The sequence below is a fragment of the Actinoallomurus iriomotensis genome (assembly GCF_030269445.1).
Lineage (GTDB): Bacteria > Actinomycetota > Actinomycetes > Streptosporangiales > Streptosporangiaceae > Actinoallomurus > Actinoallomurus iriomotensis.
Map to the genome: position 1 here is coordinate 428,915 of NZ_BSTJ01000001.1, position 26,342 is coordinate 455,256.

Here is a 26,342-nt window from a genome sequence, read left to right on the forward strand (position 1 = left end):
CGTATGGTGAGAACGCGGCAAAAGACCGGTCTCAACTTCCGCCGGCGCCACGCACCCCCCCGGCGCACGGGAGAGCGGGCGCCGCAGGGGCTGTCGTCTCAGTATCCCGGCCGACCTTCCACCATGTCCGGCGCTTGCGCAAACTGAACGTCCCGCCACATACGCCGAAGCGGCCTCTACTCTCGCTTTCATGACGCGAGCCGCGTACATCACCCGTCTCGGACCTCCCGGGGAGATCCGCTGGGGAGAGCTGCCCGACCCCGTTTCGGGCCCCGCCGACGTGCTCGTCCGCACCGAGGCGGTCGCGGCGAACCACGTGGACACCTTCGTGCGCTCGGGCCGCTACCGGACGCCGACGCCGTTCCCGTTCGTCATCGGACGCGACCTGGCCGGCGAGGTCGTCGGCGCGGGTCCGGGCTTCTCCCCCGGCGACCGGGTCTGGTGCGCCGGCATGGGCCACGGCGGGCGGCAGGGCTCGTTCGCCGAGCTGGTCGCGGTGCCGGCCGAGCGGCTGTACCGGCTGCCCGAGGGCGTCGGCGCGGTGGAGGCGGTGGGCGTGCTCCATCCGGCGGCGACGGCCTTCCTCGCGCTGTTCCGCCACGGCGGCCTGCGGCTCGGTGAGACCGTGTACGTGGGCGGCGGAGCGGGCAACGTGGGCGACGCGCTGGTGCGCATGGCCTCGGCGGCGGGCGCGAGGGTGATCGCGTCCGCGAGCGAGCGGGACGCCGACCGCTGCCGGGCGGCCGGCGCCGCCGTGGTGATCGACTACCGCGATCCGTCCCTGACCGCGCGTGTACGCGAGGCCGCCCCGGACGGGATCGACGTGCACGTGGACACCTCGGGCCGGCCCGACCTGGAGGCGGCGGTCGGCCTGCTGGCCCACGGCGGGCGGATCGTCCTGCTGGCGGGCGTGGGCGTCCGCGCGGAACTGCCCGTAGGGCCGCTGTACATGAGGGACGGGCGGCTGCTGGGCTTCGCGATCAGCAACGCCTCCGCCGCCGACCTCGCCGGCGCGGCATCGGTGATCAACACGATGCTGGCGGCGGGCGCGCTGCCGTGCCGCGTCACCGACGTGCTGGCACTGGCCGACGCCGCGGAGGCCCACCGGCGACTGGAGGCCGGACAGGTCCGCGGTCGCCTCGTCCTCCGCCCCTGACGCCCCGCGCCCCGTACGGACGCTCACAGCCACGGCGCGGCATCGCGTCACAGGCAGGTCCTCATCGCGGAGGACGTGGTCGAAGCCGGAGCCCGCGTATCCGGGCGCCCTGTCGCGCGCGCGGGACGCTTTCGCGGAGCCCGGGCGGTGGGAATGATGGGCGCATGACGCTGAGCGCCGCCGACGGCAACGCCATCCTCAATGAGAACTTCGCCCCCTGGGTGCGGGAGCTCGGCCTCGTGGTCGAGGAGACCGGGGACCTGATGGCCGTGCTGCGGCTGCCGTGGTCCACCCGGCTGGCCCGGCAGGGCGGGGCCATGTGCGGTCAGGCGCTCATGGCCGCGGCCGACACCGCCACCGTGATCGCGGTGTCCGCGGCGCGCGGGGAGTTCGTCCCGATGACGACCGTGCAGCAGTCGAGCACGTTCCAGCGTCCCGTCGTGGACGCCGACGTCCTCGTCACGGCGACGCTCACCAAGGTCGGCCGCACGCTGGCGTTCGCCGAGGTCGCCATGACCGCGGGCGGGAACGTCGCCGCGCACGCGACGACGGTCTACGCCCTCCTCTGAGGGAGGAACGTCACCAGTTCGGGTCGGTGCCGGGCACGTTCGGCGGGAGCGCGTGTCCCGGCGGGTACATGATGTAGGCGATGCCGCCGCTGGAGGAACTCCGCTGCCAGACGTTCTCGAAGTCGGCGCGCGGGTAGACGTGGCGGACCTCGGCGTCCGAGGGCGACGCCGGGTCGTTGACGATCGGGTCGCCGCTCTGGGTGAAGCCGACGACCACGAACAGGTGGCCGTTGGTGCCGTAGCCGGCGCCGGGCAGTTCGGATGCCTTGAACGACTGCGAGGTCACCACCGGGATGCCCGCCTTGATGAACTGCTCAAGCTCGGTGACCGACCGCAGGCGCGTGATGAAGCCGTTCAGCCCGAAGCGGCCGGCGTAGGCGGGGTTGAACGGCCAGTTGCCGGTCCCCTGATAGTTGTGGTCGTAGGTGTTCCGCGCGGCGTAGTCGACCTGCGGGTCGGCGTACGACGGGTCCACCCAGGACATGTCCTGCGGCGAGGGTCCGGTGTTCCAGTAGGCCACGACCATGGACGTCGACGTCGGGCTGCACCACGCCTCGCCGCCGCCGTTGTACTCCGGGTACTGGCCCTTGTGGATCTCCTGGGAGTAGGCGGGGACGTTCAGCTCGACGCCCTCCGCGCCGCCGAGCGGGCTGGCCGGCACGGTCTTGCGGCCGGGCACCAGGGAGGCCATCGCGCCCACCGAGCGCAGCGCCGGCCGCGTCCCGGTGCCCGGCAGGCGGTACAGCGTCACCCGGAGCTGGTAGGAGGTCAGCGAGCCCGTGGCGACGAACGTGTCGATGTCGACGTCGCCGTCGGCGTCGCCCTGGCCCGGCACGGAGGTGCGGTGGATGTCGCCGCCCTCCCCCGGGTCGTCGGCCGCCCAGCGGCCCATGACGTACCACTTGGTGTCCGCGCCCGCTCCGGTGTGGCCGCGCATCTCGATCTGCAGCCAGCTCCCGTGCGGGGTGTCGGCGGTCCAGGACGCCACGAGCTGGCTCGCGCCGAACCCGACCGACACCGTCGGCGACGTCCAGCGGGCGTAGTCCCAGGTCTTGGTTCCGCCGCCGTACGGGTCGGTGTAGCTCGCCGTGCCCGCCGGGGTGGCGAAGGCGACGGCGCCGGTGCCGGACGGCTCCACGCCCTCCGAGACCCCCGCCGCGAAGTCGGCGTCCGAACTCCACTCGTGGTAGACGACGCTCGACTGCGGCGCGGCCTTCGCCGCCTCCGCGCCGGGCGCGCCGGTTCCCGCCGTGGTCATCAGGCCGGCGAGGACCAGCACGAGGACTCGCCGCGCCGGAGCGCGGAACCGCGACCACACCATGGGGTGCTCCAGGGGGAGGGCCCCCGGTGCGCCGTGACCGCGGTCACGGCGCACCGGGCGACGGTTTTCACCAGTTCTTCTCCATACCGGGGATGTTCTTGGGGAGCCGGTGACCCGGCGGGTACATGATGTACGCGATGCCGCCGCTGGAGGAACTCCGCAGCCAGACGTTCTCGAAGTTGGCACGCGGGTAGACGTTGCGGACGACGGCGTCGGAGGACGAGGCCGGGTCGTTGATGATCGGGTCGCCCTTCTTGGTGAACCCGACGACGACGAAGAGGTGACCGTTGGTGCTGTAGTTCGAGCCGGGCAGCTCGTCGGCCTTGAACGACTGCGAGGTCACCACCGGGATGCCCGCCTTGATGAACTGCTCCAGCTCCGTCACCGACCGCAGCCGCGTGATGAAGCCGTTCAGCCCGAAGCGGCCGGCGTACGCGGGGTTGAACGGCCAGTTGCCGGTGCCCTCGTAGTTGTAGTCGTAGGTGTGACGCGCGGCGTAGTCGACCTGTGGGTCGGCGTACGACGGGTCCACCCAGGACATGTCCTTCTTGGAGGGGCCGCGCTTCCAGTAGCCCACGACCATCGAGGTGGACGTGGGGCTGCACCAGGCCTCGCCGCCGCCGTCGTACTCCGGGTACTGGCCCTTGTGGATGTTCTGGGAGTACGTCGGGACCTTCAGCTCGATGCCCTCGGCCCCGCCGAGCGGGCTGACCGGCACGGTCGTGCGCTGCGCGACCAGCGAGGCCATCGCGCCGACGGAGCGGAGCACCGGCCGCACGTGCTTGCCGGGCGCGCGGTACAGGGTGACCCGTAGCTGGTAGGAGGTGAGGGAGTTCTTGGCGATGAAGGTGTCGATGTCGACGTTGCCGTTGGCGTCGGCCTGGCCGGGCACCGTCGTCCGGTTGATGTCGCCGCCCTCCTTGGGGTCGTCGGAGGCCCAGCGGCCCATGACGTACCACTTGGTGTCGGCGCCCGCTCCGGTGTGGCCGCGCATCTCGACCTGCAGCCAGGTGCCGTGGGGGGTGTCGGCGGTCCAGGAGGCCACCAGCTGGCTCGCGCCGAACCCGACCGACACCTTGGGCGACGTCCAGCGGGCGTAGTCCCAGGTCTTGGTGCCGGCGCCGTACGGGTCGGCGTACGCGGTGGAGCCGACCGTGCGGGCGATGGTGAGGGCGCCGGCGCCGGACGGCCGTACGCCCTCGGACGAGCCCTTCGCGAAGTCGCGGGCCGACGTCCACTGGTGGTAGGCCGCGAGCGAGCGTGCGGGGGCCTCGGCCGCCCCCGCGTGCGGCGCCGCGGCCACGCTGGTGGTCGCGAGACCGACCAGTACGACAAGAGAGACCCTCCGTGCCGAAGCACGGGCACCCGACCACACCATGGCGACTCCAAGGACGGCGACGATCTGAACCGGGACGGTAAGACCGCGCCGACCGCGTGTCAACGCTTAACAGGCCCAAGCGTTGCGTGGAAATTTGTTTACCGCCGGGCCCGACAACGGCGGCGTCGCTTTCGACTGCGGGCGCGAACCCTCGTATCCTTCCCTCCATGGCAAAGAAGTCCCAGGACGGACAGGACGAAAGACCCGGCCGCCTCAAGCAGATCCGCATGGTCGCCTCGCTGGTCCACCAGGCCAATCCCAAGGCTCTGCCGATGGTGTTCTTGGCGGCGATCGGGACTCTCGTGGTGTTCGTGGTCGTCGGGCTGCTCCTGGGCCAGGCACTGCTGCTGATCCCGCTCGGCGTACTGGCCGCCCTCGCGGTCGGCATGATCGTCTTCGGGCAGCTGGCGCAGCGTACGCAGTACTCCATGCTCGAGGGAAGGCCCGGCGCCGCCGCGTCGATCGTGGAGAACATGCGGGGCCGCTGGGTCGTCACCCCCGCCGTGCAGGCGAACCGCAACATGGACGTCGTGCACCGCGTGGTCGGCCACCCGGGCGTGATCCTGCTCGCCGAGGGCCCTCGCTCGCGGGTCGGCAAGCTCATCGGAGCGGAGAAGAAGCGCATCTCGCGCGCCGCCTCGGAGGTCCCGATCTATGACATCCAGGTCGGCAACGACGAGGGCCAGGTGCCGATCGGCAAGCTCCAGCGCCACCTCACCAAGCTGCCGCGCAACCTGAAGAAGGACGAGGTCAGCGAGCTGACCGACCGTCTCAACGCGCTGCCGCAGGCGATGCAGATGCCCAAGGGCCCGATCCCCAAGGGCGCGCGCATGCCGAAGGGCCCCAAGCCCCGTACGCGCTGAACGGCTCAGCGGACCACGACCACCGTGTTCGCCGCACGGTCGTGCAGGCCTCGGTGGTCGCGGTCCCACAGCACGGCGGGGATCAGCAGCACGAGCAGCACGGCGCGCTCGAAGGCCCACAGGAGCCCGACGCGGCCGCCGTTCGGCACGGCCACGCGCAGCCCGGCGAGCCGCTTGCCGACGGTGGTGCCGAACAGGCCGGTGAGCAGCCACGAGAGCACCCCGAAGATCGCCAGGGTGACGACGCTGCGCATCGTGGGGCTCCAGTGCAGGAGGGCCGACAGGATCTGCGCCACCAGCAGGGCCAGGAACCAGTCGACGACCAGCGCCACGAGCCGGCGGCCGTACCCGGCCACCGAGCCGGGGCCCTGCTGCGGCAGGCCCATCCGCTCCCCCGGATAGCCGAGGTCGGCGCCTGCCGCGCGGGCGCCCGAGAGCCAGGTTCCGGCCGAACGCCGAGGTTCGCTCATGACCCCAAAGCTATCCGCCACCGGTGATCATCCGGCGCCGGGGTTGCATGTAACACGTGCGAAACACATGGGACACGGCTTGGAAACGGCCGGTGCATAGCGTGATAGCGCCCTGAAAACACCCTAGGAGGTCGGATGTTCAGCAGTGCCAGCGAGGTCCTGAAATACATCAAGGACGAAGGGGTACAGTTCGTCGATGTCAGGTTCACTGACCTGCCGGGCACGACGCAGCACTTCACGTTCCCCGTGAACAACTTCGGTGAGAGCGTCTTCACCGACGGCCTGATGTTCGACGGGTCCTCCATCCGTGGTTTTCAGGAGATCCACGAGTCGGACATGCTGTTGCTGCCGGACCCCACGACGGCTGTCATCGACCCGTTCCGCCAGCACAAGACCCTGAACATCACTTTCTTCGTGCACGACCCGCTCACCGGCGAGGCGTACACCCGTGACCCCCGCAACGTCGCCCGCAAGGCCGAGGACTACCTGCGCGGCACGGGCATCGCGGACACGGCGTTCTTCGGGCCCGAGGCGGAGTTCTACATCTTCGACGACGTGCGGTTCGAGACGAGCCAGCACGAGTCGTTCTACCACATCGACTCGGTCGAGGGCGCCTGGAACACCGGCCGCAAGGAAGAGGGCGGCAACCTCGGGTACAAGCCGCGTTACAAGGGCGGCTACTTCCCGGTGCCGCCGATGGACCACTTCACCGACCTGCGCTCGGAGATGGTCCGGCAGCTGACCGAGTGCGGCATCGAGGTCGAGATGCAGCACCACGAGGTGGGCACCGCCGGCCAGGCCGAGATCGACTTCCGTTTCGGCACGCTGCTGAAGACCGCCGACGACCTGATGCTCTACAAGTACATCGTCAAGAGCGTCGCCCGGCAGGCGGGCAAGACGGTCACCTTCATGCCGAAGCCGATCTTCGGTGACAACGGCTCCGGCATGCACTGCCACCAGTCGCTGTGGAAGGACGGCTCGCCGCTCTTCTACGACGAGGTCGGCTACGCCGGGCTGTCGGACCTGGCCCGCTACTACATCGGCGGCCTGCTCAAGCACGCCGCCTCGCTGCTGGCCTTCACCAACCCGACGGTGAACTCCTACCACCGCCTGGTGCCGGGCTACGAGGCACCGGTCAACCTGGTCTACTCCCAGCGCAACCGCTCGGCCTGCGTCCGCATCCCGATCACCGGTTCGAACCCCAAGGCCAAGCGCCTGGAGTTCCGCGTTCCGGACCCGTCCTGCAACCCGTACCTCGCCTTCCCGGCGATGCTCATGGCGGGCCTCGACGGCATCAAGAACAAGATCGAGCCGCCGGAGCCGGTGGACAAGGACCTGTACGAGCTGCCGCCGGAGGAGGCCCGCAGCGTCCCGCAGGTGCCGGGCTCGCTGGAGGCGGTCCTGGCCGCACTCGAGGCCGACCACGACTACCTGCTCGAGGGCGGCGTGTTCACGCCGGACCTGATCGAGACGTGGGTCGCCTACAAGCGTGAGAACGAGCTGGACCCGATCCGCCTCCGCCCGCACCCGCACGAGTTCGAGCTGTACTACGACTGCTGAGCGCCGGGCGCCCCGCGCCCTCCGCGACACGTGACCGGCCCGGTCCGCCGCCCAGGCGGACCGGGCCGTTCGTCGTCGCCCGCCCGTTGTCGTGGGGTGATGTCCGGCCGCTTATGGACGATCACTCATCCGCACTAGGCGTGGGACACGTGGTGTCATAGCGTCTCAAGCATGGACACGCCGCTGGTGTTGCTCGACGTGGACGGTGTTCTCAATCCTCTGCAGCGTTCGCCCGGCTATCAGCGGTACCGGGCCACGCCGAACGGCGTCACCTTCCGGCTGTTGCTCAACCCCCGCCACGGGCCGATGCTGACCGCGCTCGCCGAGGAGACCGGCGCGGAACTCGTCTGGGCCAGCTACTGGACCGACGCGGCCAACGAGTGGATCGCCCCACGGGTCGGCCTGCCCGAGTTGCGCGCCATCCCGATCCCCCCGCGCGACCCCGTGTACTCCTACGGGGGCTGGAAGGCGCGGCACGTCGCCGAGTGGATCGGCGAGCGGCCTTTCGTATGGTTGGAGGACGAACCGGATGTTCCGGACGTCCTCGCGACCGGGCCGGCGCTCGGCCCGCATCTGATCGTGGGAGTGGATCCGGAGGAGGGCCTGACCGAGGTCCACGTGGAGCAGGCGCGCGGCTGGCTGGAACAACTGCGGCAGCGCGCGCGTTAGGGGCCGCGTTAGTAGGGCAGTCCGGCGACAAGGGGGATGATCATGGCTTCGGTACGGGTCGAGCGCACCGACGACGGCGGCTTCGTGGCCACCAACGGCCGCGGCGCGCGGGTGGCCATCGGGGGTTCGGGAGACGACGGCGTCTTCACGCCCGTCGAGCTGCTGCTCGCCGCGCTGGGCGGCTGCGAGATCGTCACGGTCGAGCCGCTTACGTCCGAACGCGGCCACCGGCTCGTACGCCTCGCGGCCACCGTCGAGGCCGAGAAGGTCGCGCCGACCCGCCTGGGCGCCGTCACCGTCACCTACGACGTCGAGCTCCCCGAGGGCGACGAGGACGCCGCGAGGGTCTTCACCGACGTCGCGCACCGGGTGCACGACAACCACTGCACGGTCGGCCGCGCCCTGCGCGAGACCACCCCGACGGAGCAGATTCTGCCCGATCTCGCGCGTTAGCGCCCGAAATCGGCGCTTGACGAACACTTCCGCGCATTATTGGCTGTTCGCGGTTGTTCTGAATCGCGAGGAGTTCCCCCATGCGCAGGCTCTGGGCCCCCGTCACCGCCCTGCTCGCCACCGCGGCCGTCACCGCGCCCCTGCCCGGCCCGACCCCACCGGCACACGCGTCGGCCACCGCGACCGTCTGGCCCACGCCGCAGCAGATCAACGACCGGTCCGACGGCTTCCGCCTCCCCCGCACGGTCGGGCTGGTCGCCACGGCCGACGCCGACGCGCCCGCGCTGCGGACGGTGCGGGCGGTCCTGAAGAAGGCCGGCGCGACCGACATCCGGCAGTCGGCGGCCGACCCGAAGACCGAGGTGACCGTCTGGCTGTCCGGCGGCGCGCCCGTGCTGAAGGGCCTCGGCGTCGCCGACCACACCGGGCTGGGGCCCGAGGGTTACGTGCTGGCCGCGGGCCGGTACCGCGGACGCGACCACATCGTCCTCGACGGCGCCGACGGCACGGGCGCCTTCTACGCGGCCGAGACGTTCGGGCAGCTGGTGCGCGAGCGCTGGATGCCGGGCGTCGCCGTACGCGACTGGCCCGCGATGCGTTACCGCGGTTCGATCGAGGGCTTCTACGGCACTCCGTGGTCCCACGAGGACCGGCTGGCCCACCTCGACTACCTCGGCGCGCACAAGATGAACACCTACGAGTACGCGCCGAAGGACGACCCGTACCACCGGGAACGCTGGCGCGACCCGTACCCGGCCGACGAGCTCGCCCAGCTCGGCGCGCTGGTGAGCCGGGCCCGCGACAACCACGTGGAGTTCACCTTCGCCCTCTCCCCCGGCCTGTCGATCTGCTACTCCTCCCAGGCGGACGTGGACGCGCTGATCGCCAAGCTGGAGGCCGTGTACGACCTTGGCGGACGGGCGTTCAACGTGCCGTTCGACGACATCGACTACGGCGTCTGGCACTGCGCGGCCGACAAGGACAAGTTCGGCGACGGCGCGGCCGGAGCGGGCGCGGCGCAGGCGTACGTGCTGAACAAGGTGCAGGCGTGGGCGCGCGCCAAGGGCGACGTGCATCCGCTGCAGATGGTGCCGACCGAGTACTCCAACGTGACCGACTCGCCGTACAAGCAGGCCCTGCGCGACAAGCTGGACCCGGACGTGATCGTGCACTGGACCGGCGTCGGCGTCATCCCGGCGACGATCACGGTCGACGAGGCGAAGCAGGCCGAGAAGGTGTTCGGCCACCCGATCCTGGTCTGGGACAACTACCCGGTCAACGACTACATCGCCGGGCGGCTGCCGCTGGCCGCCTACACGGGCCGGGAGAGCGGCCTGTCCGGCTCGATCACCGGGATCATCTCCAACCCGTCCAACCAGGCCGCGGTGAGCGACGTCGCGCTGTTCTCCTTCGCCGACTTCGGCTGGCACGACGCCACGTACGACGCCGGGCGCGCCTGGGCGGCGGCCCTGGCCGAGCGCGCCGGCGGTGACCGGGAGACGATCGCCGCGCTGCGCGCCTTCGCGGACGTGTCGACCTACGACGGCCGGCTGCACCTGACCCAGGCGCCCGAGCTGGCCGCCGCCGTGAACGCCTTCTGGCGGCGCTGGGACGCCGGCGACCACCACGGCTCCGTCCGCGACCTGCGGACGCGCGTACGGGCGCTCGCCGCCGCCCCGGCCCGGATCCGGGCCGGCGTCATCGATCCCGCCTTCGCCGACGAGGCCAAGGCGTGGCTCGACGCCACCGAACTCTGGGCGCAGGCGATGGACGCCGCCCTCGACATGATCACCCACCCGCTCGCGCACGGCTGGGCCGACCGGCGGCGCGTCGACGCCCTGGTGGCACGGGCGAACGCCATCCGCGACACCCGCGAACCGCACAGCGGCACCGCGCCCAAGATCGGTGACGGGGTGATCGACCGGTTCCTCACCACGGCGAAGGCGGCGTTCGACCGTACGGCCGGCGTGCAAGCCGTACGGCCGGCCGGGATCACCTCCCTGGCGCAGTACCAGGACAACGCCCCCGCCCGGATGACCGACGGCGACACCGGCACGTACTTCTGGAGCAACGCGGCGCCGGCGGCCGGCGACTGGGTCGGCGTCGACTTCGGCGAGCCGCGGCCGATCGGCGACGTCGGCGTCCTCATGGGCAAGTCCGGCAGTCCGAACGACTACATCCACGCCGGGACGCTGGAGTACTCCACCGACGGCTCCTCCTGGACGCCGCTGGCGGACGGGACCACGGCGGAGGTGCACGCCACCGCGCCGGCCCGCACGACCGCACGGTACGTCCGTTACCGGGCCACGGCGGCCAATGACGGGTACTGGTGCGTGGTGCGGGAGTTCCAGGTGAGCGTCCCGGGCCAGATCACCTACACCGTCACGGGCGGCCCGGCCGGTGACCTGGCCGCCGCGGCCGACGGGTCGCTGGACACCGCCTACACCGCCTCGGCCGCCCCGGCGGCGGGCGACGCGCTCGTCGTGACGCCCTCGGCGGCACGGCGGCTGGCGCGCGTCCGGGTGCTGGGTTCGGCGGGCACCGCCGCGGTGGAGGTCAGGTCGGGTGACACCTGGCGCCACATCGGTATCCTCCGTAACGGGTACGCCGACCTGCCCGCCGGTGGCGATCCGGTCGACGCCGTGCGTCTGACCTGGGAGTCCGGCTCACCGGCGCCCTCGATCAGCGAGGTCGTGCCGGTCCCGGCCGAGTGATCGCCGGAGGAGATCCGGGCGACCGTATCCACCCTGAGGACTAGGGCGTGTACTCATATGGGCCGAGTCGCAGACCATTCCTGGAGGTGATCACAAAAGCCGGGCTTTCCTTCAGGATCTAGACATGGCCCAGCTCGCCCAACCCTGTCGCCCGGCACCGCGCGACATCGACCTGAAGGGTTCGTGGTCGCCCCGGCTCTGGCGGGAGATCGCCCTGATCGCCGTCTTCTACGGCGCGTACACCCTCGTGCGCCTGGTGATCCCGCACAACGAGTCGGCGGCGTACGTCCACGCCGGGCAGGTCATGCGCCTGGAGCACGCCCTGGGGCCGAACGTCGAACTGGCGCTCAACCGCGCGCTGCTGCGCATGCCCCTGCTGGCCAAGGCCGCCAACATCTTCTACGCGACCGCCCATTTCCTGGTCACGCTGGTGGTGCTGGTGTGGCTCTACCGCCGGCGTCCGCGGCAGTACCGGTGGCTGCGCACGTCGCTGCTGCTGGCCACCGCGATCGCCCTCGTCGGGTTCTGGATCTACCCGCTGGCGCCGCCGCGTTTCCTCGGCGGCGCGGGCTTCGTCGACCCGGTGACCGCCCTCCACAGCTTCGGCCTGTACTCCTCGCCCCAGGCGGGCTCGCTCACGAACCAGTTCGCCGCCATGCCCTCGATGCACGCGGGCTGGGCGGTCTGGTGCGCGGTGGCGGTGATCGCGAGTACCCGCCGGCCGCTGGTCAGGGCCCTGGCGACGCTCTACCCGATCGTCACGGTCACCGTGATCTTCTCGACCGCCAACCACTACCTGCTGGACGCCGTGGCAGGGATCACCGTGATGGCGTTCGCCCTGTCCGCAGGCCTTATCCTCCATCTGCGGGAGAACCGGTCACGTCCAGCGAAGGATCACGAAGTGACAAACAAGACAACTATTGCCGATAGTCCAGGCGGCCGGATCTGACACCATGGGGATCATGTCGAGTTCGGCCGTAGCGCCAGTCGCCACGGGCGACGCGACTGAGGCACCGGAGGACAAGCCGGCCGGGGTACGACCGCGCGTCTGGCGCGAGATCCTGCTCATCGCCCTCTGCTACACGGCGTACTCCTTCGTACGCAATCTGGTACCCACGACGCACACGGCGGCGCTTCGACTCGGCGGACGGATCCTCAACCTCGAGCACCTGCTGCACATCGGCTTCGAACTCCCGCTCAACCACCTGTTCGTACGCGTGCACTGGATCGGCGTCGTCGCGAACTACTACTACTCGACCCTGCACTTCATCGTGACCCCGGGCATCCTGGCCTGGCTGTACGTCCGCCACCAGGACCGCTACGTCTTCTACCGGCGGCTGATCTTCGCGACGACGGTACTCGCGCTGGTCGGCTTCTATCTGCTGCCCCTCGCGCCGCCGAGGATGCTGCCGGGATACGTCGACACGGTGCTGGTCTGGCACACCCACGGCCTGTACGCCTCGGGCGCCTCACCGGTCGGCTCCGTGTCGAACCAGTACGCGGCGATGCCGTCCCTGCACACCGGCTGGGCGCTGTGGTGCGCGATCGCCGTCTCGGACGTGATCCGGCGCCCCTGGGCCAAGATCCTGCCGTTCCTCTACCCGCTGGCGACGGTGCTCGTCATCCTGGGCACGGCGAACCACTACTTCCTGGACGCGGTCGGCGGCGCGGTGACACTGGGCTGCGGCTACCTGGCCGCCCGGGGCGTCCGCCTGGTCATCCCCCGCCTGGGCCCCGTCGCGCGGGTGTTCTCCACCGACTAGGGCCGCGGCCCCTTCGCGGGGCGGCGTAATGGCGGCCGTGGGCGGCCGTCGGCGTGAACAGGCAGCGTACGGGACCGCTTCGCCGGTAGAGCCCCTGCAGCCGCCCGTTCGGGCGGTCAGCGCTGAGCCGTACCGGACTGCTCGCGGTCGAGACCTGGACCGAGGTGCCGCGGCTGCGGGGGCCGTGCCTTTGCGAGCCCTCATGGCGGACTTGAGCGCGACCTCGCCGTCGGCCGGTGGCCCAGCGTGGCAGAGAGGCGCGCAGCTCCCTGCACACGGGGCCACCTCTGTGTCCACCGCGGTTCCCTTTGACCTCACCTCTCCGCCTCCCGCGCCACCCGCACCTCCACCCAGGGAAATATCGCCACTAATCCGCTTTTAAAGCACCGATCACCCTCGGTCACACGCGCGAAAACGGAACACCGAAATCCACCGTCGGGATCATCCGCGCCGAACGCGCCACCTCACGTCGTCTTCCCAGGCCATCGCCCATTGATCGTGATTGTCCCTCAACGTCCATAGCTGTATCGTACGAGCCCGAAACCGGTGACACAGAAGTGCCACGGACGCGTCCTCACGGCCGTGACCAAAGAAAGCCCGACTTGACCATAAATCAAATGATTTCGGCGAGTTCCCCCGTCGTCGGCCTCAGAAGCCGGATCGCGGTACGAGAAGCGAGTCTGGAGTTCAGTCGTGCATGGTCTAAATTTCCGCGTCCTCGGTCCGCTCGAGGTCTCCGCCGGCACACGGCGGGTGCCCGTCGCGGCGGGGAAACAGCGGACACTCCTCGCCACCCTGCTGCTCAGCGCGAACCAGACCGTGCCCATCGAGGAGCTCACCGACCGCCTGTGGTGCGGGGACCCGCCCCGCGGCCCGCGCGGGGCGCTGCACACGTACGTCACGCGGCTGCGGCAGACGCTCGACCGCCACACCGGCGGCGGGTCCGGGCTGATCAGCACCTCCCCGGCCGGGTACGGCATCGAGCTCGACGCGGGCGGGCTCGACCTGATCCGCTTCCGCACGATGGTCGCCGAGGCGCGTACGGCCGGGCGGCGCGGCGACCTGACCGCCGAGTCCGCCGGGCTCACCGCGGCCCTGTCCCTGTGGCGCGGTCCGGTCCTGTCCGACGTACGGTCGGAGTCCCTGCACCGTGACGTCGTTCCCAGCCTGATCGAGGAACATCTGCGCACGTTGGAACGGCGGCACGAGGTCGACCTCGCGCTCGGCCGGCACGATCGCCTGGTCGGCGAACTGCGCGCACTGACCGGCAGGCATCCCTTCCACGAACGCTTCTGGGGTCAGCTGATGGTCGCGCTGTACCGCTGCGGCCGGCCGGCCGAGGCACTCGAGGCGTACGGCGAGGTCAGCGCGTCGTTGCGCCGCCGTCTCGGCGTCTGCCCGGGGCCGGAGGTACGCGACCTGCACACCGCGATCCTGCGCGACGACCCCCGGCTTTCGTCAACGCCACCTGAAGGCGAACTGTAAGCGGACTGAAAGAACCCCTTCCTAAGTTGGGAACGCCGACAAGGAAAGGGTGCTCATGACCGCCAAAGGGCCGACCCTGTATCCGGGCGTTGAGGAGATCCGGCAAGTTCAGCAATTAATGATCTTCTGCTCACTGCTGCCTCCGGACGGGAAGCTGCGCGAAGTCCTCACTCGCGCTCTCGACCTCCACGAAGAGCCCGTTCTTTCCCGAATCACTCCCATGACTGATATTCAGCCTCATGCCACAAAGGCGTGGCTCGAGTCCATTTGGATAGAAAGCGGGCTGTCCCCGGACGAAAAGGAGTTGGTTCGCTGGCAGAACGACAGTGACAACATGGCGGCCGCCATCCGGGAGCTGCAGAACGTCGAGCGGCAGATCGGCATCCGGCTCGTCGCCGAGAAGACCCAGTAGCCCACGTTCACTCAGGAGGTATCCGTGTCCGACACCATGACGCTCCAGGCCGTCGTCGACAGCGAGTTCCGCACCGAACTGCTGGCGGACCCCGCGGCCTTCGGCCTGTCCGGCTCCTCGCTGCCCGCTCCCATCGAGCAGCCGGACCAGGAGTCAATCGACTTCTGGACCGAGGGCGTCGCCGCGATGGAGATCTACGCCTGCCAGACGAGTTGCAGCTGGGGTCCGATCACGGCGGTCTGCGACGGCACCACCAAGTAGGCGACAGAAGGGGCCCACACCCCGCGCGGTGGGCCGGCAGACGCCGGCCCACCGTTCCTCGCGACCGCAGGAGCGGCTTCTCCCCATGAGTGACCATTCCTTCCTGGACATCGCCGCCCGCGCCGCCAACCTGTCCGAACGCGAACGGGTCGTCGCCACCCTGCGCGCCTCGGGCACAACGGCGACGCCCGGTGTCCTCCCCGCCTTCGACACGTGGAAGATCGACCGCCTGGCGGGAAAACTCGCCGCCAGACTCCACGCACGCCCGACCACCAGCACCGAAACCGACAAGGCCCGCCCCTACCCGGACCCGCCCGGCGATCAGACGCCCCATACGGACGGAACGCCCATAACCGGGCCTCCGGCGGAGGGCAACGCGGACAGACCCCACGTGGTCACGCCCCACACGGATGGGCCCCACACGGTCGCACCCGAGCCTGTCGTGACCCGCACGGACATGACCCGCACGGACCTGCGCCGTACGGACGGGCCTTCGGGGGAGCCCTGCACCGACGCGACGCGCGCGAGCGGAACCGACGCAGACGCGGACACCGTGGACGCGGCCGAAGCCGCCTCGCCTCAGGCCACCATGGCCACCCACGCAAACCGGACCAGCACGGACGTCACGGGCACGTCCGGCGCAGATGCGAACACTACGGACGGGACCGAAGCCTCCGCCGCTCAGGCCTCCGTGATCGATACCGGCACGAACGGGACCGCCACGGGCGAACGCTCTCAGCGCGAACGCACCAAGCAAGAGATCGTGACCGTTCTGACCACCTACCGGCACTACGAGCTCGGCCTGGCGGGCGCCGGTGAGCGGATACGGACGGCGTTCGCCGATGTCCACGCGTCGTGGCTCCCCGTCTACCGCGCGGCCCTGGGCGGCTTCGCACGCCCGCCCGCCGCCACTGTCGGCACCACCCCCGCTCCGGGCACCGGCGCAACTCCCGGCACCGGCTTCGCGAACCCCTCGCGGACTTGGCCTCTCGACCTGTCAGAGGCCCCATCCGGCAACGTCTCGCACGACCGGCCCCACCGCCCGTCGAGCGCCTCACCCGGCCGGTCGCCGAACAGCCGGGTCCGCCGCACGCCGGAGGTCCCATCCACCGCACCGCAACCCCACCGACCACCGAAGAGCTCACCCGGTGCCCCCTACCTCCCGCCGGAGCCCTCACCAGGCGAGTTCCACCGCCTGCCGGAAGCCCCATCCGCCGGGCCACAACCCCACCACACACCCGAGGCCTCACCCGCCGAGCCACGACTCCACCCGCCGGAGGCTCCACCCCGCGAGCCTCTCTCGGCCGCGCGACCGCGCCGACCGGCGGACGCGGCGTCCCGGCAAGCGACGGAGGCCCTGCCGGACGCCGGCTGGCGGGAGTTCGACGTCTACTACGGCCACCTGGCCATCGCGTGCGAACCGTTTCTCGACGAGCTCGGCCGGCGGCTCGGCGAAGAACACGCGCGGCATCCAGGGCTCTTCGACCAGCGGCTCATCGACGACCTTCAGCGGCATCTCCTCGAACGATTCGAGCTGTCGCTCGCCTGGGCCGTCGAGGCCGACGCGAACGTGCACTGCGCCCGTACCGGCATCGACCGCGCGTCCGCGACCCGTGAGGAGTACCTCGCCTATCTCGACGCGACCTTCGCCGACGCCGACGCGTATCACCGCTTCTACCTGCGGTTCCCCGTCCTCGGCCGGTGGCTCGCCGAGGTGACCGGCATGCTCGCCGAGTGCGGCCGCGAGTTGATCGGCCGCCTCGCCGCCGACCGCGCCGACATCGGCGCCGCCTTCTTCGGCGAGGAGATCACCGCGTTCCGCTCCGTACGCCTGGGCCTGTCCGACCACCACGCGGGCGCGCGCAGCGTCGCGATCGTCGAGGTCGCGCTGAGCGGCGGCGGCACCGGCTCGTTCGTCTACAAACCGCGTTGCGTCCGCTCAGAGGCCGCGATGCAGGACCTGCTCCGCAGGCTCCGCGACGACGGCGTCCTCGCGTTCTCGACCCGGCCCGTGCTGCCGAAACCGTCGTACGGCTACGAGGCGCTGATCCCCGCCGGCCGCAACCGCATGGCCGCCCGCGAGCAGGTCGAGCGGGTGTACGAGGAGCTCGGCGGCCTCCTCGGCGTCTTCTACGTCCTCGGCGGCGGCGACCTGCACTTCGAGAACATCCTGATCGCCGACGGGCACGCCTACGTGTGCGACTGCGAGACCGTCCTGGGCGTGCTCCCGGTCGGCCAGGCACGGCCCGCCGGCACGCTGCTCGACTCCGTCTTCAAGACCGGGCTGCTCGAGTGGCCGCGCACCACGACGTCCGCGACCGAGATGCGGATCAGCGGCTACTCCGGCGGCGAGGGTTACGAGATGCCGATCCCGGTGCCGCGCGTCAACGAGCACCGCCTCAGCTTCCGCGCGTCGGTGACCCATCGGTCGGGGGTGCACGTCGAGCCGGCCGGGTCCAACCGCGTCTTCCTCGGCGACCGGCTGATGCAGCCGCAGGACTTCACCGACGCCATCATGGACGGTTTCGGGCGCGTGTACGCCTGGTTCGAGCAGCGGAAGGACGACGCGATCCGCGAGGTGAGCGAGATCTTCGCGGACACCTCGGCCCGGTTCATCAACTGGGGCACCCAGGTGTACTCCCAGTTGCTGATCTCCGCGCGCCATCCCAAGTGCCTGGTCGACCCGCTGGAGGTCGACCTGCTCGTCGGCACCGTGGGCACCTTCCCCCGCACCTGGGACACCGACGGCACGCTCTCCGAGCGCGAGCTGGTCTCGCTGTGGCGGCTCGACATCCCGATCTTCACCGCACCGGCCGGCGACCGGTGGCTGGTGCACGACCACGCCGTACGCCTGCGCTCGCGGCTGGAGGTCTCCCCCATCGAGGGCGCCGCGCAGCGGATCCGGCGGCTGTCGCGGGCCAACCGGGCGCAGCAGACGCAGTACATCGCCGCCAGCCTGTCCTCCGGCGAGGTCGCCAGCCCGGCGTTCGTGACCGCGTCACTGGAGTACGCCACGCGGATCGGCGAGCGGCTGTGCCGTACGCTCCGCGACCCCTCGGCGCCCGCGCCCTGGACCTCGTACGGGCTCACCGGCGACGGCATGGCGGAGGTGGACATCGACGGCGACCTGTACCACGGGTCGGCCGGGGTCGCGCTGTTCCTGGCCTACCTCAACGACCTGGTGCCACGGCCGGAGTTCCGCCGTGCCGCCGGGCGCGCCCTGTCCCACGCCGTCACCCACACCGACCGGCGGCGGCCCGGCGCGTTCCAGGGCCTCGGCGGGCTCATCTACGTCCTCACCCACCTGCACCACCTCTGGCAGGACCGCGGCCTGCTCGAACTCGCCGTACGCCTGAACCGGGAGCTGGCCGGGCCGATCGACGCGGACACCCACTTCGACGTGCTCAGCGGCTGCGCCGGCCTGATCCCGGTGCTGCTCGGTCTCGGCCGCGAGACCGACGGGCAGGGGCTCGAACACGCCACGCGATGCGCGGACCTGCTACTGCGGCACGCGGTCGAGGACGGCGACACGCTGAGCTGGCCGCCCACCGATCCGGGCGAGGCCGTGGCGAACCTCACCGGCTTCTCCCACGGCGCGGCCGGCATCGGCTGGGCGCTGATCCAGCTCGGCGCCCTGATCGACGAACCGGTCTACATCGACGCCGGCCGGCGCGCCTTCGCGTACGAGGCACGCCACTTCGACGAGGCGCAGCAGGACTGGTACGACCTGCGCACCAGTCCGGGCGGCGCCGTACGCGACGGCCACCACTTCGCCAACGCCTGGTGCAACGGCGCGGCCGGCATCGGGCTGAGCCGGATCTCCAGCTGGGCGGCGCTCGGCGGTGACGACGAGCTGTTGCTGCGCGAGGCCCATCAGGCCCTCGCCGCCACGATGCGGGGCTTCCCGCGCCTGATGAACGACACGCTCTGCCACGGCCGCACCGGCAACGCGGAGCTGTTCCTGCGGTTCGCGGCGCTGCGCGACGAGCCGGCGTTCCGGCTCGAGGCGAACGTCCAGGTGCAGGAACAGTGGCGCCACCTCGACGACGCCGAGAACGGAGTCATGGAGGGCGGGTTCTTCCCCGGCCTGATGCTCGGCCTGTCCGGCTTCGGCATGCACTTCCTGCGCCTGGCCCGGCCCGACCGGGTTCCCTCCGTCCTGCTCCTCGATCCCGCCCCCAGCCGATAAGGAGACACCGCATGTCCGTCGAGTCCAGCCGCGCCTTCCTCCAGATCGCCTACGACTCCCCGGAGCTGAAACAGCAGCTCAAGGCCGTCACCGGTACGCGAGAGATCGTCCGGCTCGGGTCACGCTACGGGTACTCCTTCGACGTGCCCGAGCTGATGGAGGCGTCCTCCGCCTTCACCCCCGGAGAGGCACCCGAGCCGGTACGGCGCCCCACCGAGGCCGAACGCGACGCCGGCCCGCTCCACCACGAATACCTGCTGGAGGACCTGCCCGGTCTGAAGGGCGTCATCGACCAGCTCCCCCATCTGAAGATCAAACCGCCCTCGTTCGACCTCGACCGGTTCGCGCGGACCTTCCGTGAGGAGGACCTGCGGTCGACCGGCCTGTCCCCGGCGGACCCGGCCTTCCATGCCTGGCACGAGTCGATGATGAAGGCGCACTGGCGCGACCCGGCCCTCGGCACCGGCGCCCCGCGCCGCGACTTCCACCTCGTCAACCTCGACGAGCACGTCGACCATCCCGGATACGACCGCTACCTCGAGGCCAAGCACCGCATGATCCGTACGCTCGAGGAGTTCTTCTCCGCCGAGATCCGGTTCTCGGGCAGCCTCTGGTATCCCCCGTCCGGCTACCGGCTGTGGCACACGAACGAGACGCAGCCGGGGTGGCGGATGTACGTCGTCGACTTCGACGAGCCGTTCGCCGACCCGGCCGACACGTCGTTCTTCCGCTACATGAACCCCCGTACCGAGGAGATCGTCACTCTGCGGGAGACGCCGCGGATGGTCCGCTTCTTCAAGGCCGAGCAGGATCCGCGCCGGCTGTTCTGGCACTGCATCGTGAACCCCACGCCGCGACACCGGTGGAGCTTCGGGTTCGTCGTGCCCGACCACTGGATGACCGCGGTCGCGCGGCAGGTCTGAGGCGGCGACGTGTTCGGGCTCAGGCAGCGCTCACCCGCATCCGGTCCCCACGCCCTCGCCCCGTACGACGCGGGCCCGGCGCCGGACATCCCGGCGATCCGGGCCGTCGGCGTCCGCAAGTCCTTTCCGGGTGTGGAGGCGGTACGCGGCATCGACCTGACGGTCGCCCAGGGCGAGACGTTCGGCTTTCTCGGCCCGAACGGCGCGGGCAAGACCACGACCATCGCGATGCTCTGCACCCTGGTCACGCCGACGGCGGGACGCATCGAGATCGCCGGCCACGACACGCGGACCGCGCCGCACCGGGTGCGCCGCGACCTCGGGCTCGTCTTCCAGGAGACCACGCTCGACGGCGACCTGACCGCCGAGGAGAACCTCCGTTTCCACGCCGACCTGTACGCCCTGCCCCGCACGACACTGTCGGCGCGGGTCGACGCGATGCTCGACCTCGTCGGCCTGGCGGCCCGCCACGACACGCTCGTCCGCACGTTCTCCGGCGGCATGCGCCGCCGGCTGGAGATCGCCCGTGGGCTCCTCCACCGGCCACGCGTGCTGTTCCTGGACGAGCCGACCATCGGCCTCGACCCGCACGCCCGCGCCCGTCTGTGGACCCACCTCGGCGAGGTACGCGAGCGCGAGGCCACGACCCTGTTCCTCACGACGCACTACCTGGAGGAGGCCGAACGCTGCGACCGCGTCGCCATCATCGACGACGGCCGCATCGTCGCGCAGGGCACACCCGCCGAACTCAAGGCCGTCCTGGGCGCCGACCGCGTCGACCTGCGCACGGGCGACGACGAGGCGGCCGCGACCGCCCTGCGCACGAAGTTCGGGGTGAAGGCCATGGCGGGCCCGCACGGCGTACGGGTGGAAGCCGAAGACGGCGCCCGCCTGGTCCCCCGCCTGTGCGCGACTTTGGACGTACCGGTCTACGAGGTGACGGTCACCCGCCCGACTCTGGACGACGTGTTCCTCCACCACACCGGCCACCGCATCCGCGACGACCCGACAGGCGACCCGCGATGACCGGACCAGCCCCCGACCCCGAGGCGTGCCTGGCCTATCCCTTTCGTCGCGAGCGGCGTCCACGGCGGAGGAGGGAGCCAGCCTGGTGTGGCTGTCGACCGGCGATGCGGCGCCTTGGCACCGCCCAGCCGGACAACGCATCCGTCAGACCCACCCTGCCGCCCTGGCGGCATCACGACGGCACCGCCGCCAACGGCGCGCTACGCACGGTGCCGACCTGCACGCGAAGTCGGGTCCTCGCGACGCGGCCTGCCGACCACGGCCACCGGCGGCCGGCCGGACCGGGCGCGACGGAACCAAGAACACACCCCGGCGCCAGTGCCACTTCGACGGCGTGCACAGACCGCCGGCCCGATGCCCGCAACCCACCACGCACCTACGAACCCACAGGTAAACCATGATGACCGAACCAATCCCCGACCCCGCCACCCACGCGCACGGCGCTGCGGCCCGCACACGTCCGTTGTCCGCGGTTTCCCGGTCGCATGGCGACCGTGGGCCCGCTCTCGAAAGGCGGGACGCCGATGATCGAGCGCGGTGATCAGAACACGGCCGCGGTGGCCACACCCCCGGACCTGGGAAACACGAGGCCGGTGAAGGGTTCTCGTGGGGCGGAGGAGGAGTCGTGACCCCGGCGCGTGCCGTCGTGCAGGGGCTTCGGCGAGGGACTGGGCGGCGGGCATGACGCATGCCGCTCACGCGCGGTACGAAGCGGTCGGTGTCGGTCCCGGGTGGCTCGCCGCCGAGTTGCGGGCGGGGCGGATGGTCTGGCGGCGGGAGCTGCTGCACTTCGTCCGTGACCGTACCGGCACGCTCGTCGCGCTCCTTCAGCCGCTGCTGTTCCTGTTCGTGCTCGGCGTCGGGCTCGGGCGGCTGTTCGCCGGCGCGGGAGGCGGTTCGGCCACGGACTATCTCACCTTCCTGTTCCCCGGTGTGCTCGTCATGGCCGCGCAGCCCGCCGCGATCTCTGTCGGCGCCTCGATCGTCTGGGACCGGGAGTCCGGCTTCCTGCGCGAGATGCTCGTCGCTCCGGTCCGTCGTGGCACGCTGCTGGCCGGAAAGTGCCTCGGCGGTGCGACCGTCGCCACCTGCCAGGGCACGGTCGTGCTCGCGGGCGCGGGGCTGATCCACATCCCGTACGATCCGGCGCTGTTCGCGCTGCTGCTGGCCGAGCTGGCGCTGACGGCGCTCGCCATGACGGTGCTCGGCGCGGTGGTGGCGGTCGTCATCCGCCGCGCCCGGACGTTCACGATGGTGCTGAGCGTGCTGATGACGCCGCTGATCTTCCTGTCCGGGCTGATGTTCCCGGTCGCGGCGATGCCCGCCTGGATGTCGTGGCTGACGCCAGCCGATCCGCTGACGTACGCGGTGGACGCGATGCGCCGCACCCTCAACGCCTACCGGCCGGTCCGGGAAACGTCGGCGCTGTTCGAACCGGTGTCCTGGGCCGGCCTGCGCCCCTCGCCGGTGCTCGAGCTCGCCGTGGTCGCGGCGTTCACGGCGGTGGCACTGGCGATCGCCGCCCGCCGCTTCGCCCGTACCGGCTGACGCTCAGCGGCCGGCCGGTCCGTTCCGCAGGATCTCGCGGCGGCGTACGGGCGCGGACGTCCAGCGGCGGACGGCCGCGAGGACCTCCTCCAGCGGCCGTGCCAGCTGGTCGGCCCGGACGAAGATCGGGCCGCCGACCCGGGGGATGCCGCTGCGGGCGAACCACCGTGGCGTCCCGCGGTGCGCGGTCACCACCTGCGCGGCGTCCACCGGCACGAACACCAGCAGCTCCGCACGGCCGGGCCGGCGTTCGACCCTGACCTCGGCAACGTTCGACCAGGGCAGACGGACCCGTGCCGAGTGCAGCGTGACCCCGTCCTCGCTGATCGTGAGGAGCGGGGCTCCCCGCGACGCGCGTGCGACGGCGCGCAGGAACAGCGGCAGGAAGACGACCGTCACGAACCCGAAGACGACCAGGAGCAGCACGCTGATCAGCGGCCCGTCGCCGCGCGCGATGTACGCGGCGTACCCGGCCGCCGGCGGCAGCAGCACCGCGGGCAGGCCGGCCTTGGCCACGGCCGCCCACCGGTATCCGACAGTCAGCATGTGTCACCCAGTTCAGGCGCTCTGGTCATCTCCGTAGAAAACGCGCTCGACCACCTTACGGGCGTGGCGCGCGCGGCGCCGGTAGTCCTCCAGCAGAGCGCCGGACGCCGGGTAGCCGAGCACGCTGGTCACCGCCGAGCGTTCGCGGTGGTGTTCGGTCGGCAGCAGATCCGACGCCCGTCCGCGGACGAGCATGATCGCGTTACGGATCCGGGTGGCCATGCGCCAGGCGTCGGTCAGGATGGCGGCGTCGTCGGAGTCGAGCAGGCCCGCCTCCGCGGCGGCGTCGAGCGCGGCGAGCGTCCGGGTCGTCCGCAGTCCGGGCACGTCGTGCCCGTGCCGGAGCTGCAGCAGCTGTGCCACCCATTCGACGTCGGACAGCCCGCCGGGACCCAGCTTGGTGTGCAGCCGCCGGTCGACGCCGCGCGGCAGGCGTTCGGCCTCCATCCGGGCCTTGAGCCGCCGGATCTCGCGCAGCGCCGTGTCGTCGATGCCGTTCTCCGGCCACCGCACCGGGTCGATCAGCGCCCGGAAGCGCTCGCGGAGCCCCTCGTCGCCGATGATGGGCGCGGCGCGCAGCAGGGCCTGGCTCTCCCACGGCGCCGACCAGCGGCGGTAGTAGGAGGCATAGGAGTCGAGGGTGCGGACGAGCGGTCCGTGCCGGCCCTCCGGCCGCAGCCCGGGGTCGATCACCAGGGGCGGGTCGGGCGCGGGCAGGGCGAGCAGGCGGCGCAGCTCTTCGGCGACCGCGTGCGCGACGGACGAGGCCTCCCGCTCGTCGGCGCCGGGCAGGGGGTCGTGCACGAACATGACGTCCGCGTCGCTGCCGTAGCCCAGCTCGAACCCGCCGTACCGGCCCATCGCGACGATCGCGAACCGGGTCGGTAGCGGCGCGCTCCGCTCCGCCGAGATCCGTTCGATCGCGACCCGCAGCGCCGCCTCGATCGTGACCGTGGTGATCGCGGTGAGCGCCTCGGCGGTGGCCCGCTCGTCGAGGAGGCCGAGCAGGTCGGCGACCGCCGTACGGAACAGCTCGCGGCGGCGCAGCCCGCGTACCGCGGCCACGGCGTCCGCCGACCGGTCGTGCGGCGAGGAGAGGTAGCGGCCCACGGCCGACTGCGCCTCGCCCCGCAGGGCGTCGGCCGGGCGGGGGGTGAGCTCAGACTCGGCGCGCAGCATGCCGACCGCCTCCGGGGCGCGCAGCAGCAGCTCGGTGGCGTACCGGCTGGAGGCCAGCACCCGCGCCATTCGCTCGGCCACGGCGACGTCGTCGCGGAGCAGCCGCAGGTACCAGGGTGTCGTGCCGAGCGCGTCGCTGACCTGGCGGAACCCCAGCAGGCCCGCGTCCGGGTCCGGGCAGTCGGCGAACCAGTCGAGCATCACCGGCAGCAGCGTGCGCTGGATGGAGGCGCGCCGCGACACCCCCGCGGTCAGTGCCTCCAGGTGGCGGAGGGCGCCCGCGGGGTCGGTGTAGCCGAGGGCCTCCAGGCGGGTACGGGCGGCCTCGCGGGTGAGCCGTACCTCGTCGCCGGGCAGCCGGGCGACCGCCTGCAGCAGCGGCCGGTAGAACAGCTTCTCGTGCAGCCGCCGTACCTCGCGCGCGTGCCGGCGCCACTCGGCGGTGAACTCCCCCACCGGGTCCACCCGGAACCCCAGCGCCCGGCCGAGGCGCCGCAGGCTCTGTTCGTCCTCGGGCACGAGGTGGTTGCGCCGGAGCCGGTGCAGCTGGATGAGATGCTCGACGCGGCGAAGGAAGCGGTACGCGGTGCCGAGCGCGGCGGCGTCACCCCGGCCGACGTACCCGCCCCAGGACAGTTTCTTCAATGCGATCAGGGTGTTCGGGCCGCGCAGCTCCTCGTCGGCCCGGCCGTGCACGAGCTGGAGCAGCTGTACCGCGAACTCCACGTCGCGCAGCCCGCCGGGGCCGAGCTTCAGCTGCCGGCCCGCCTGTTCCGGCGCGATGTGCTCCTCGACGCGGCGGCGCATCGCCTGGACGTCCTCGACGAAGTTGTCGCGGCCGGCCGCGCTCCACACGAGAGGCGCCAGCGTGCGAACGTAATCCTCGCCCAGTTCGAGGTCGCCGGCCACCGGGCGGGCCTTGAGCAGCGCCTGGAACTCCCAGGTCTTGGCCCAGCGCTCGTAGTACGCGCGGTGGCTGGCCATCGTACGGACCAGCGGCCCGGACTTGCCCTCCGGGCGCAGGGCGGCGTCGACCTCCCACAGCGCGCCCTCCGGCGTGGTGGCCGAGCACGCCCGCATCATCCCGGACGCCAGCCTGGTGGCGGCCCGCAGCGCGGCGTCCTCGTCCTGGCCCGGCGCGGGCTCGGCGACGAAGACGACGTCGACGTCGCTGACGTAGTTCAGCTCGCGTCCGCCGCACTTGCCCATGCCGATGACGGCGACCCGGCACAGGTCCGCCTGCTCGCCCAGCTCGGCGCGTGCGATGGCCAGTCCGGCCTCCAGCGCGGCCGAGGCGAGGTCGGCCAGCTCGGCGGCGACGTCCTCGATGTCGACCACGTGGGTGAGGTCACGCCCGGCCAGGTGCAGCAGCGACCTCCGGTACGCCACGCGCAGCGCGACCAGGGGATCCTCCGCGGTCGCACGGGGCGCCGGGTGAGCGGGGTCGGCGCCGACCGCGCGCAGCAGCGTCTGCCGCAGCTCATCGGCGGTGGGCCGGCGTACGGCGTCGGGGCCGGCGAGGACACGCCAGTGGCCGGGGTGACGGACGAGGTGGTCGGCCAGCGCCGCGCTGACGCCGAGCACGGCGAACAGCCGGTCGCGCGCGTCGGCGTCCGCGTTCAGCTCGGCCCGGATGTCGGCGGTCTCCAGCAGCCGGAGAAGGCCGGTGAGCGCGAGGTCGGGATCGGCCGCGGTGCCCAGGGCCTCGACCAGCCCGTTGAGTTCTTGACCTTGGAGCCGGCGTTCGGCGCCCGTGGCATCGGTGACGCCCAGCCGGGCCAGCCGCCCGGCGAGGCTTTCGAGTCGGCGTTCACTCACCACCAAAAGGTACCGAGACGCTCCGGCGACCGACAGCGA

At 71.4% G+C, this 26,342-nt stretch carries 21 protein-coding genes; 16 read left to right on the forward strand and 5 right to left on the reverse strand.

Annotated elements, in window-relative coordinates:
- Window positions 1-190 precede the first annotated feature (190 nt).
- Window positions 191-1,156: an NADPH:quinone reductase gene (locus tag QSK37_RS02030; RefSeq protein WP_285617081.1), complete on the forward strand. Its 966-nt coding sequence runs from the start codon at window positions 191-193 to the stop codon at window positions 1,154-1,156.
- A gap of 164 nt (window positions 1,157-1,320) precedes the next feature.
- Window positions 1,321-1,725: a PaaI family thioesterase gene (locus QSK37_RS02035; RefSeq protein ID WP_285617083.1), complete on the forward strand. Its 405-nt coding sequence runs from the start codon at window positions 1,321-1,323 to the stop codon at window positions 1,723-1,725.
- A gap of 10 nt (window positions 1,726-1,735) precedes the next feature.
- Here the strand turns inward: QSK37_RS02035 and QSK37_RS02040 are convergent, their stop codons facing one another.
- Complete coding sequence (locus tag QSK37_RS02040; protein ID WP_285617085.1) at window positions 1,736-3,046, reverse strand: C39 family peptidase; 1,311 nt, start codon at window positions 3,044-3,046, stop codon at window positions 1,736-1,738.
- Window positions 3,047-3,113: 67 nt separating this feature from the next.
- Window positions 3,114-4,424: a C39 family peptidase gene (locus tag QSK37_RS02045; protein ID WP_285566910.1), complete on the reverse strand. Its 1,311-nt coding sequence runs from the start codon at window positions 4,422-4,424 to the stop codon at window positions 3,114-3,116.
- Between the two features lie 167 nt (window positions 4,425-4,591).
- On the opposite strand from QSK37_RS02045, the gene QSK37_RS02050 reads away from it, so the two are divergent.
- Entirely contained in the window at window positions 4,592-5,287 is a 696-nt protein-coding gene (locus QSK37_RS02050; protein WP_285617086.1) for a DUF4191 domain-containing protein, read from the forward strand.
- A 5-nt stretch (window positions 5,288-5,292) separates the two neighbouring features.
- Here the strand turns inward: QSK37_RS02050 and QSK37_RS02055 are convergent, their stop codons facing one another.
- Window positions 5,293-5,757, reverse strand: a complete 465-nt coding sequence (locus QSK37_RS02055) for an RDD family protein (protein WP_285617088.1) — start codon at window positions 5,755-5,757, stop codon at window positions 5,293-5,295.
- A 135-nt stretch (window positions 5,758-5,892) separates the two neighbouring features.
- Between QSK37_RS02055 and glnA the strand changes: the two genes are divergently transcribed.
- From glnA to QSK37_RS02120, 13 genes are all read left to right on the forward strand, one after another.
- Window positions 5,893-7,317: a type I glutamate--ammonia ligase gene (glnA, locus tag QSK37_RS02060; RefSeq protein WP_285617090.1), complete on the forward strand. Its 1,425-nt coding sequence runs from the start codon at window positions 5,893-5,895 to the stop codon at window positions 7,315-7,317.
- A gap of 171 nt (window positions 7,318-7,488) precedes the next feature.
- Window positions 7,489-7,986 (forward strand): HAD domain-containing protein, encoded by a 498-nt coding sequence (locus tag QSK37_RS02065; RefSeq protein ID WP_285617091.1) that lies wholly within the window; start codon window positions 7,489-7,491, stop codon window positions 7,984-7,986.
- A gap of 42 nt (window positions 7,987-8,028) precedes the next feature.
- Window positions 8,029-8,439 (forward strand): OsmC family protein, encoded by a 411-nt coding sequence (locus tag QSK37_RS02070; RefSeq protein WP_285617092.1) that lies wholly within the window; start codon window positions 8,029-8,031, stop codon window positions 8,437-8,439.
- 80 nt (window positions 8,440-8,519) lie between these two features.
- Window positions 8,520-11,153, forward strand: a complete 2,634-nt coding sequence (locus QSK37_RS02075; protein WP_285617093.1) for a glycoside hydrolase family 84 protein — start codon at window positions 8,520-8,522, stop codon at window positions 11,151-11,153.
- A 124-nt stretch (window positions 11,154-11,277) separates the two neighbouring features.
- Window positions 11,278-12,102: a phosphatase PAP2 family protein gene (locus QSK37_RS02080; protein ID WP_285617094.1), complete on the forward strand. Its 825-nt coding sequence runs from the start codon at window positions 11,278-11,280 to the stop codon at window positions 12,100-12,102.
- Between the two features lie 13 nt (window positions 12,103-12,115).
- The gene (locus tag QSK37_RS02085) at window positions 12,116-12,916 is read left to right on the forward strand and encodes a phosphatase PAP2 family protein (protein ID WP_285617097.1); all 801 of its coding nucleotides are present in this window, start codon (window positions 12,116-12,118) and stop codon (window positions 12,914-12,916) included.
- 693 nt (window positions 12,917-13,609) lie between these two features.
- Window positions 13,610-14,401, forward strand: coding sequence for an AfsR/SARP family transcriptional regulator (locus QSK37_RS02090; RefSeq protein ID WP_285617099.1), 792 nt, complete (start codon window positions 13,610-13,612; stop codon window positions 14,399-14,401).
- 55 nt (window positions 14,402-14,456) lie between these two features.
- Window positions 14,457-14,813, forward strand: coding sequence for a DurN family substrate-assisted peptide maturase (locus QSK37_RS02095; protein WP_285617100.1), 357 nt, complete (start codon window positions 14,457-14,459; stop codon window positions 14,811-14,813).
- Between the two features lie 24 nt (window positions 14,814-14,837).
- Window positions 14,838-15,074: a cinnamycin family lantibiotic gene (locus QSK37_RS02100; RefSeq protein WP_285566926.1), complete on the forward strand. Its 237-nt coding sequence runs from the start codon at window positions 14,838-14,840 to the stop codon at window positions 15,072-15,074.
- An 85-nt stretch (window positions 15,075-15,159) separates the two neighbouring features.
- A complete protein-coding gene (locus QSK37_RS02105) occupies window positions 15,160-19,263 on the forward strand; it encodes a type 2 lanthipeptide synthetase LanM family protein (RefSeq protein WP_285617102.1) in 4,104 nt (1,367 codons plus the stop codon).
- A gap of 11 nt (window positions 19,264-19,274) precedes the next feature.
- Window positions 19,275-20,186 (forward strand): Nif11-like leader peptide family natural product precursor, encoded by a 912-nt coding sequence (locus QSK37_RS02110; RefSeq protein ID WP_285617103.1) that lies wholly within the window; start codon window positions 19,275-19,277, stop codon window positions 20,184-20,186.
- Window positions 20,187-20,195: 9 nt separating this feature from the next.
- Window positions 20,196-21,212 (forward strand): ABC transporter ATP-binding protein, encoded by a 1,017-nt coding sequence (locus tag QSK37_RS02115; RefSeq protein ID WP_285617104.1) that lies wholly within the window; start codon window positions 20,196-20,198, stop codon window positions 21,210-21,212.
- Window positions 21,213-21,893: 681 nt separating this feature from the next.
- Window positions 21,894-22,760, forward strand: a complete 867-nt coding sequence (locus QSK37_RS02120; protein WP_285617106.1) for an ABC transporter permease — start codon at window positions 21,894-21,896, stop codon at window positions 22,758-22,760.
- Between the two features lie 3 nt (window positions 22,761-22,763).
- On the opposite strand, the gene QSK37_RS02125 is transcribed toward QSK37_RS02120, so the two are convergent.
- Together QSK37_RS02125 and QSK37_RS02130 are read right to left on the reverse strand one after the other, a co-directional pair.
- Window positions 22,764-23,306 (reverse strand): hypothetical protein, encoded by a 543-nt coding sequence (locus QSK37_RS02125; RefSeq protein ID WP_285617107.1) that lies wholly within the window; start codon window positions 23,304-23,306, stop codon window positions 22,764-22,766.
- Window positions 23,307-23,318: 12 nt separating this feature from the next.
- A complete protein-coding gene (locus QSK37_RS02130; RefSeq protein ID WP_432705516.1) occupies window positions 23,319-26,303 on the reverse strand; it encodes a bifunctional [glutamine synthetase] adenylyltransferase/[glutamine synthetase]-adenylyl-L-tyrosine phosphorylase in 2,985 nt (994 codons plus the stop codon).
- Window positions 26,304-26,342 lie beyond the last annotated feature (39 nt).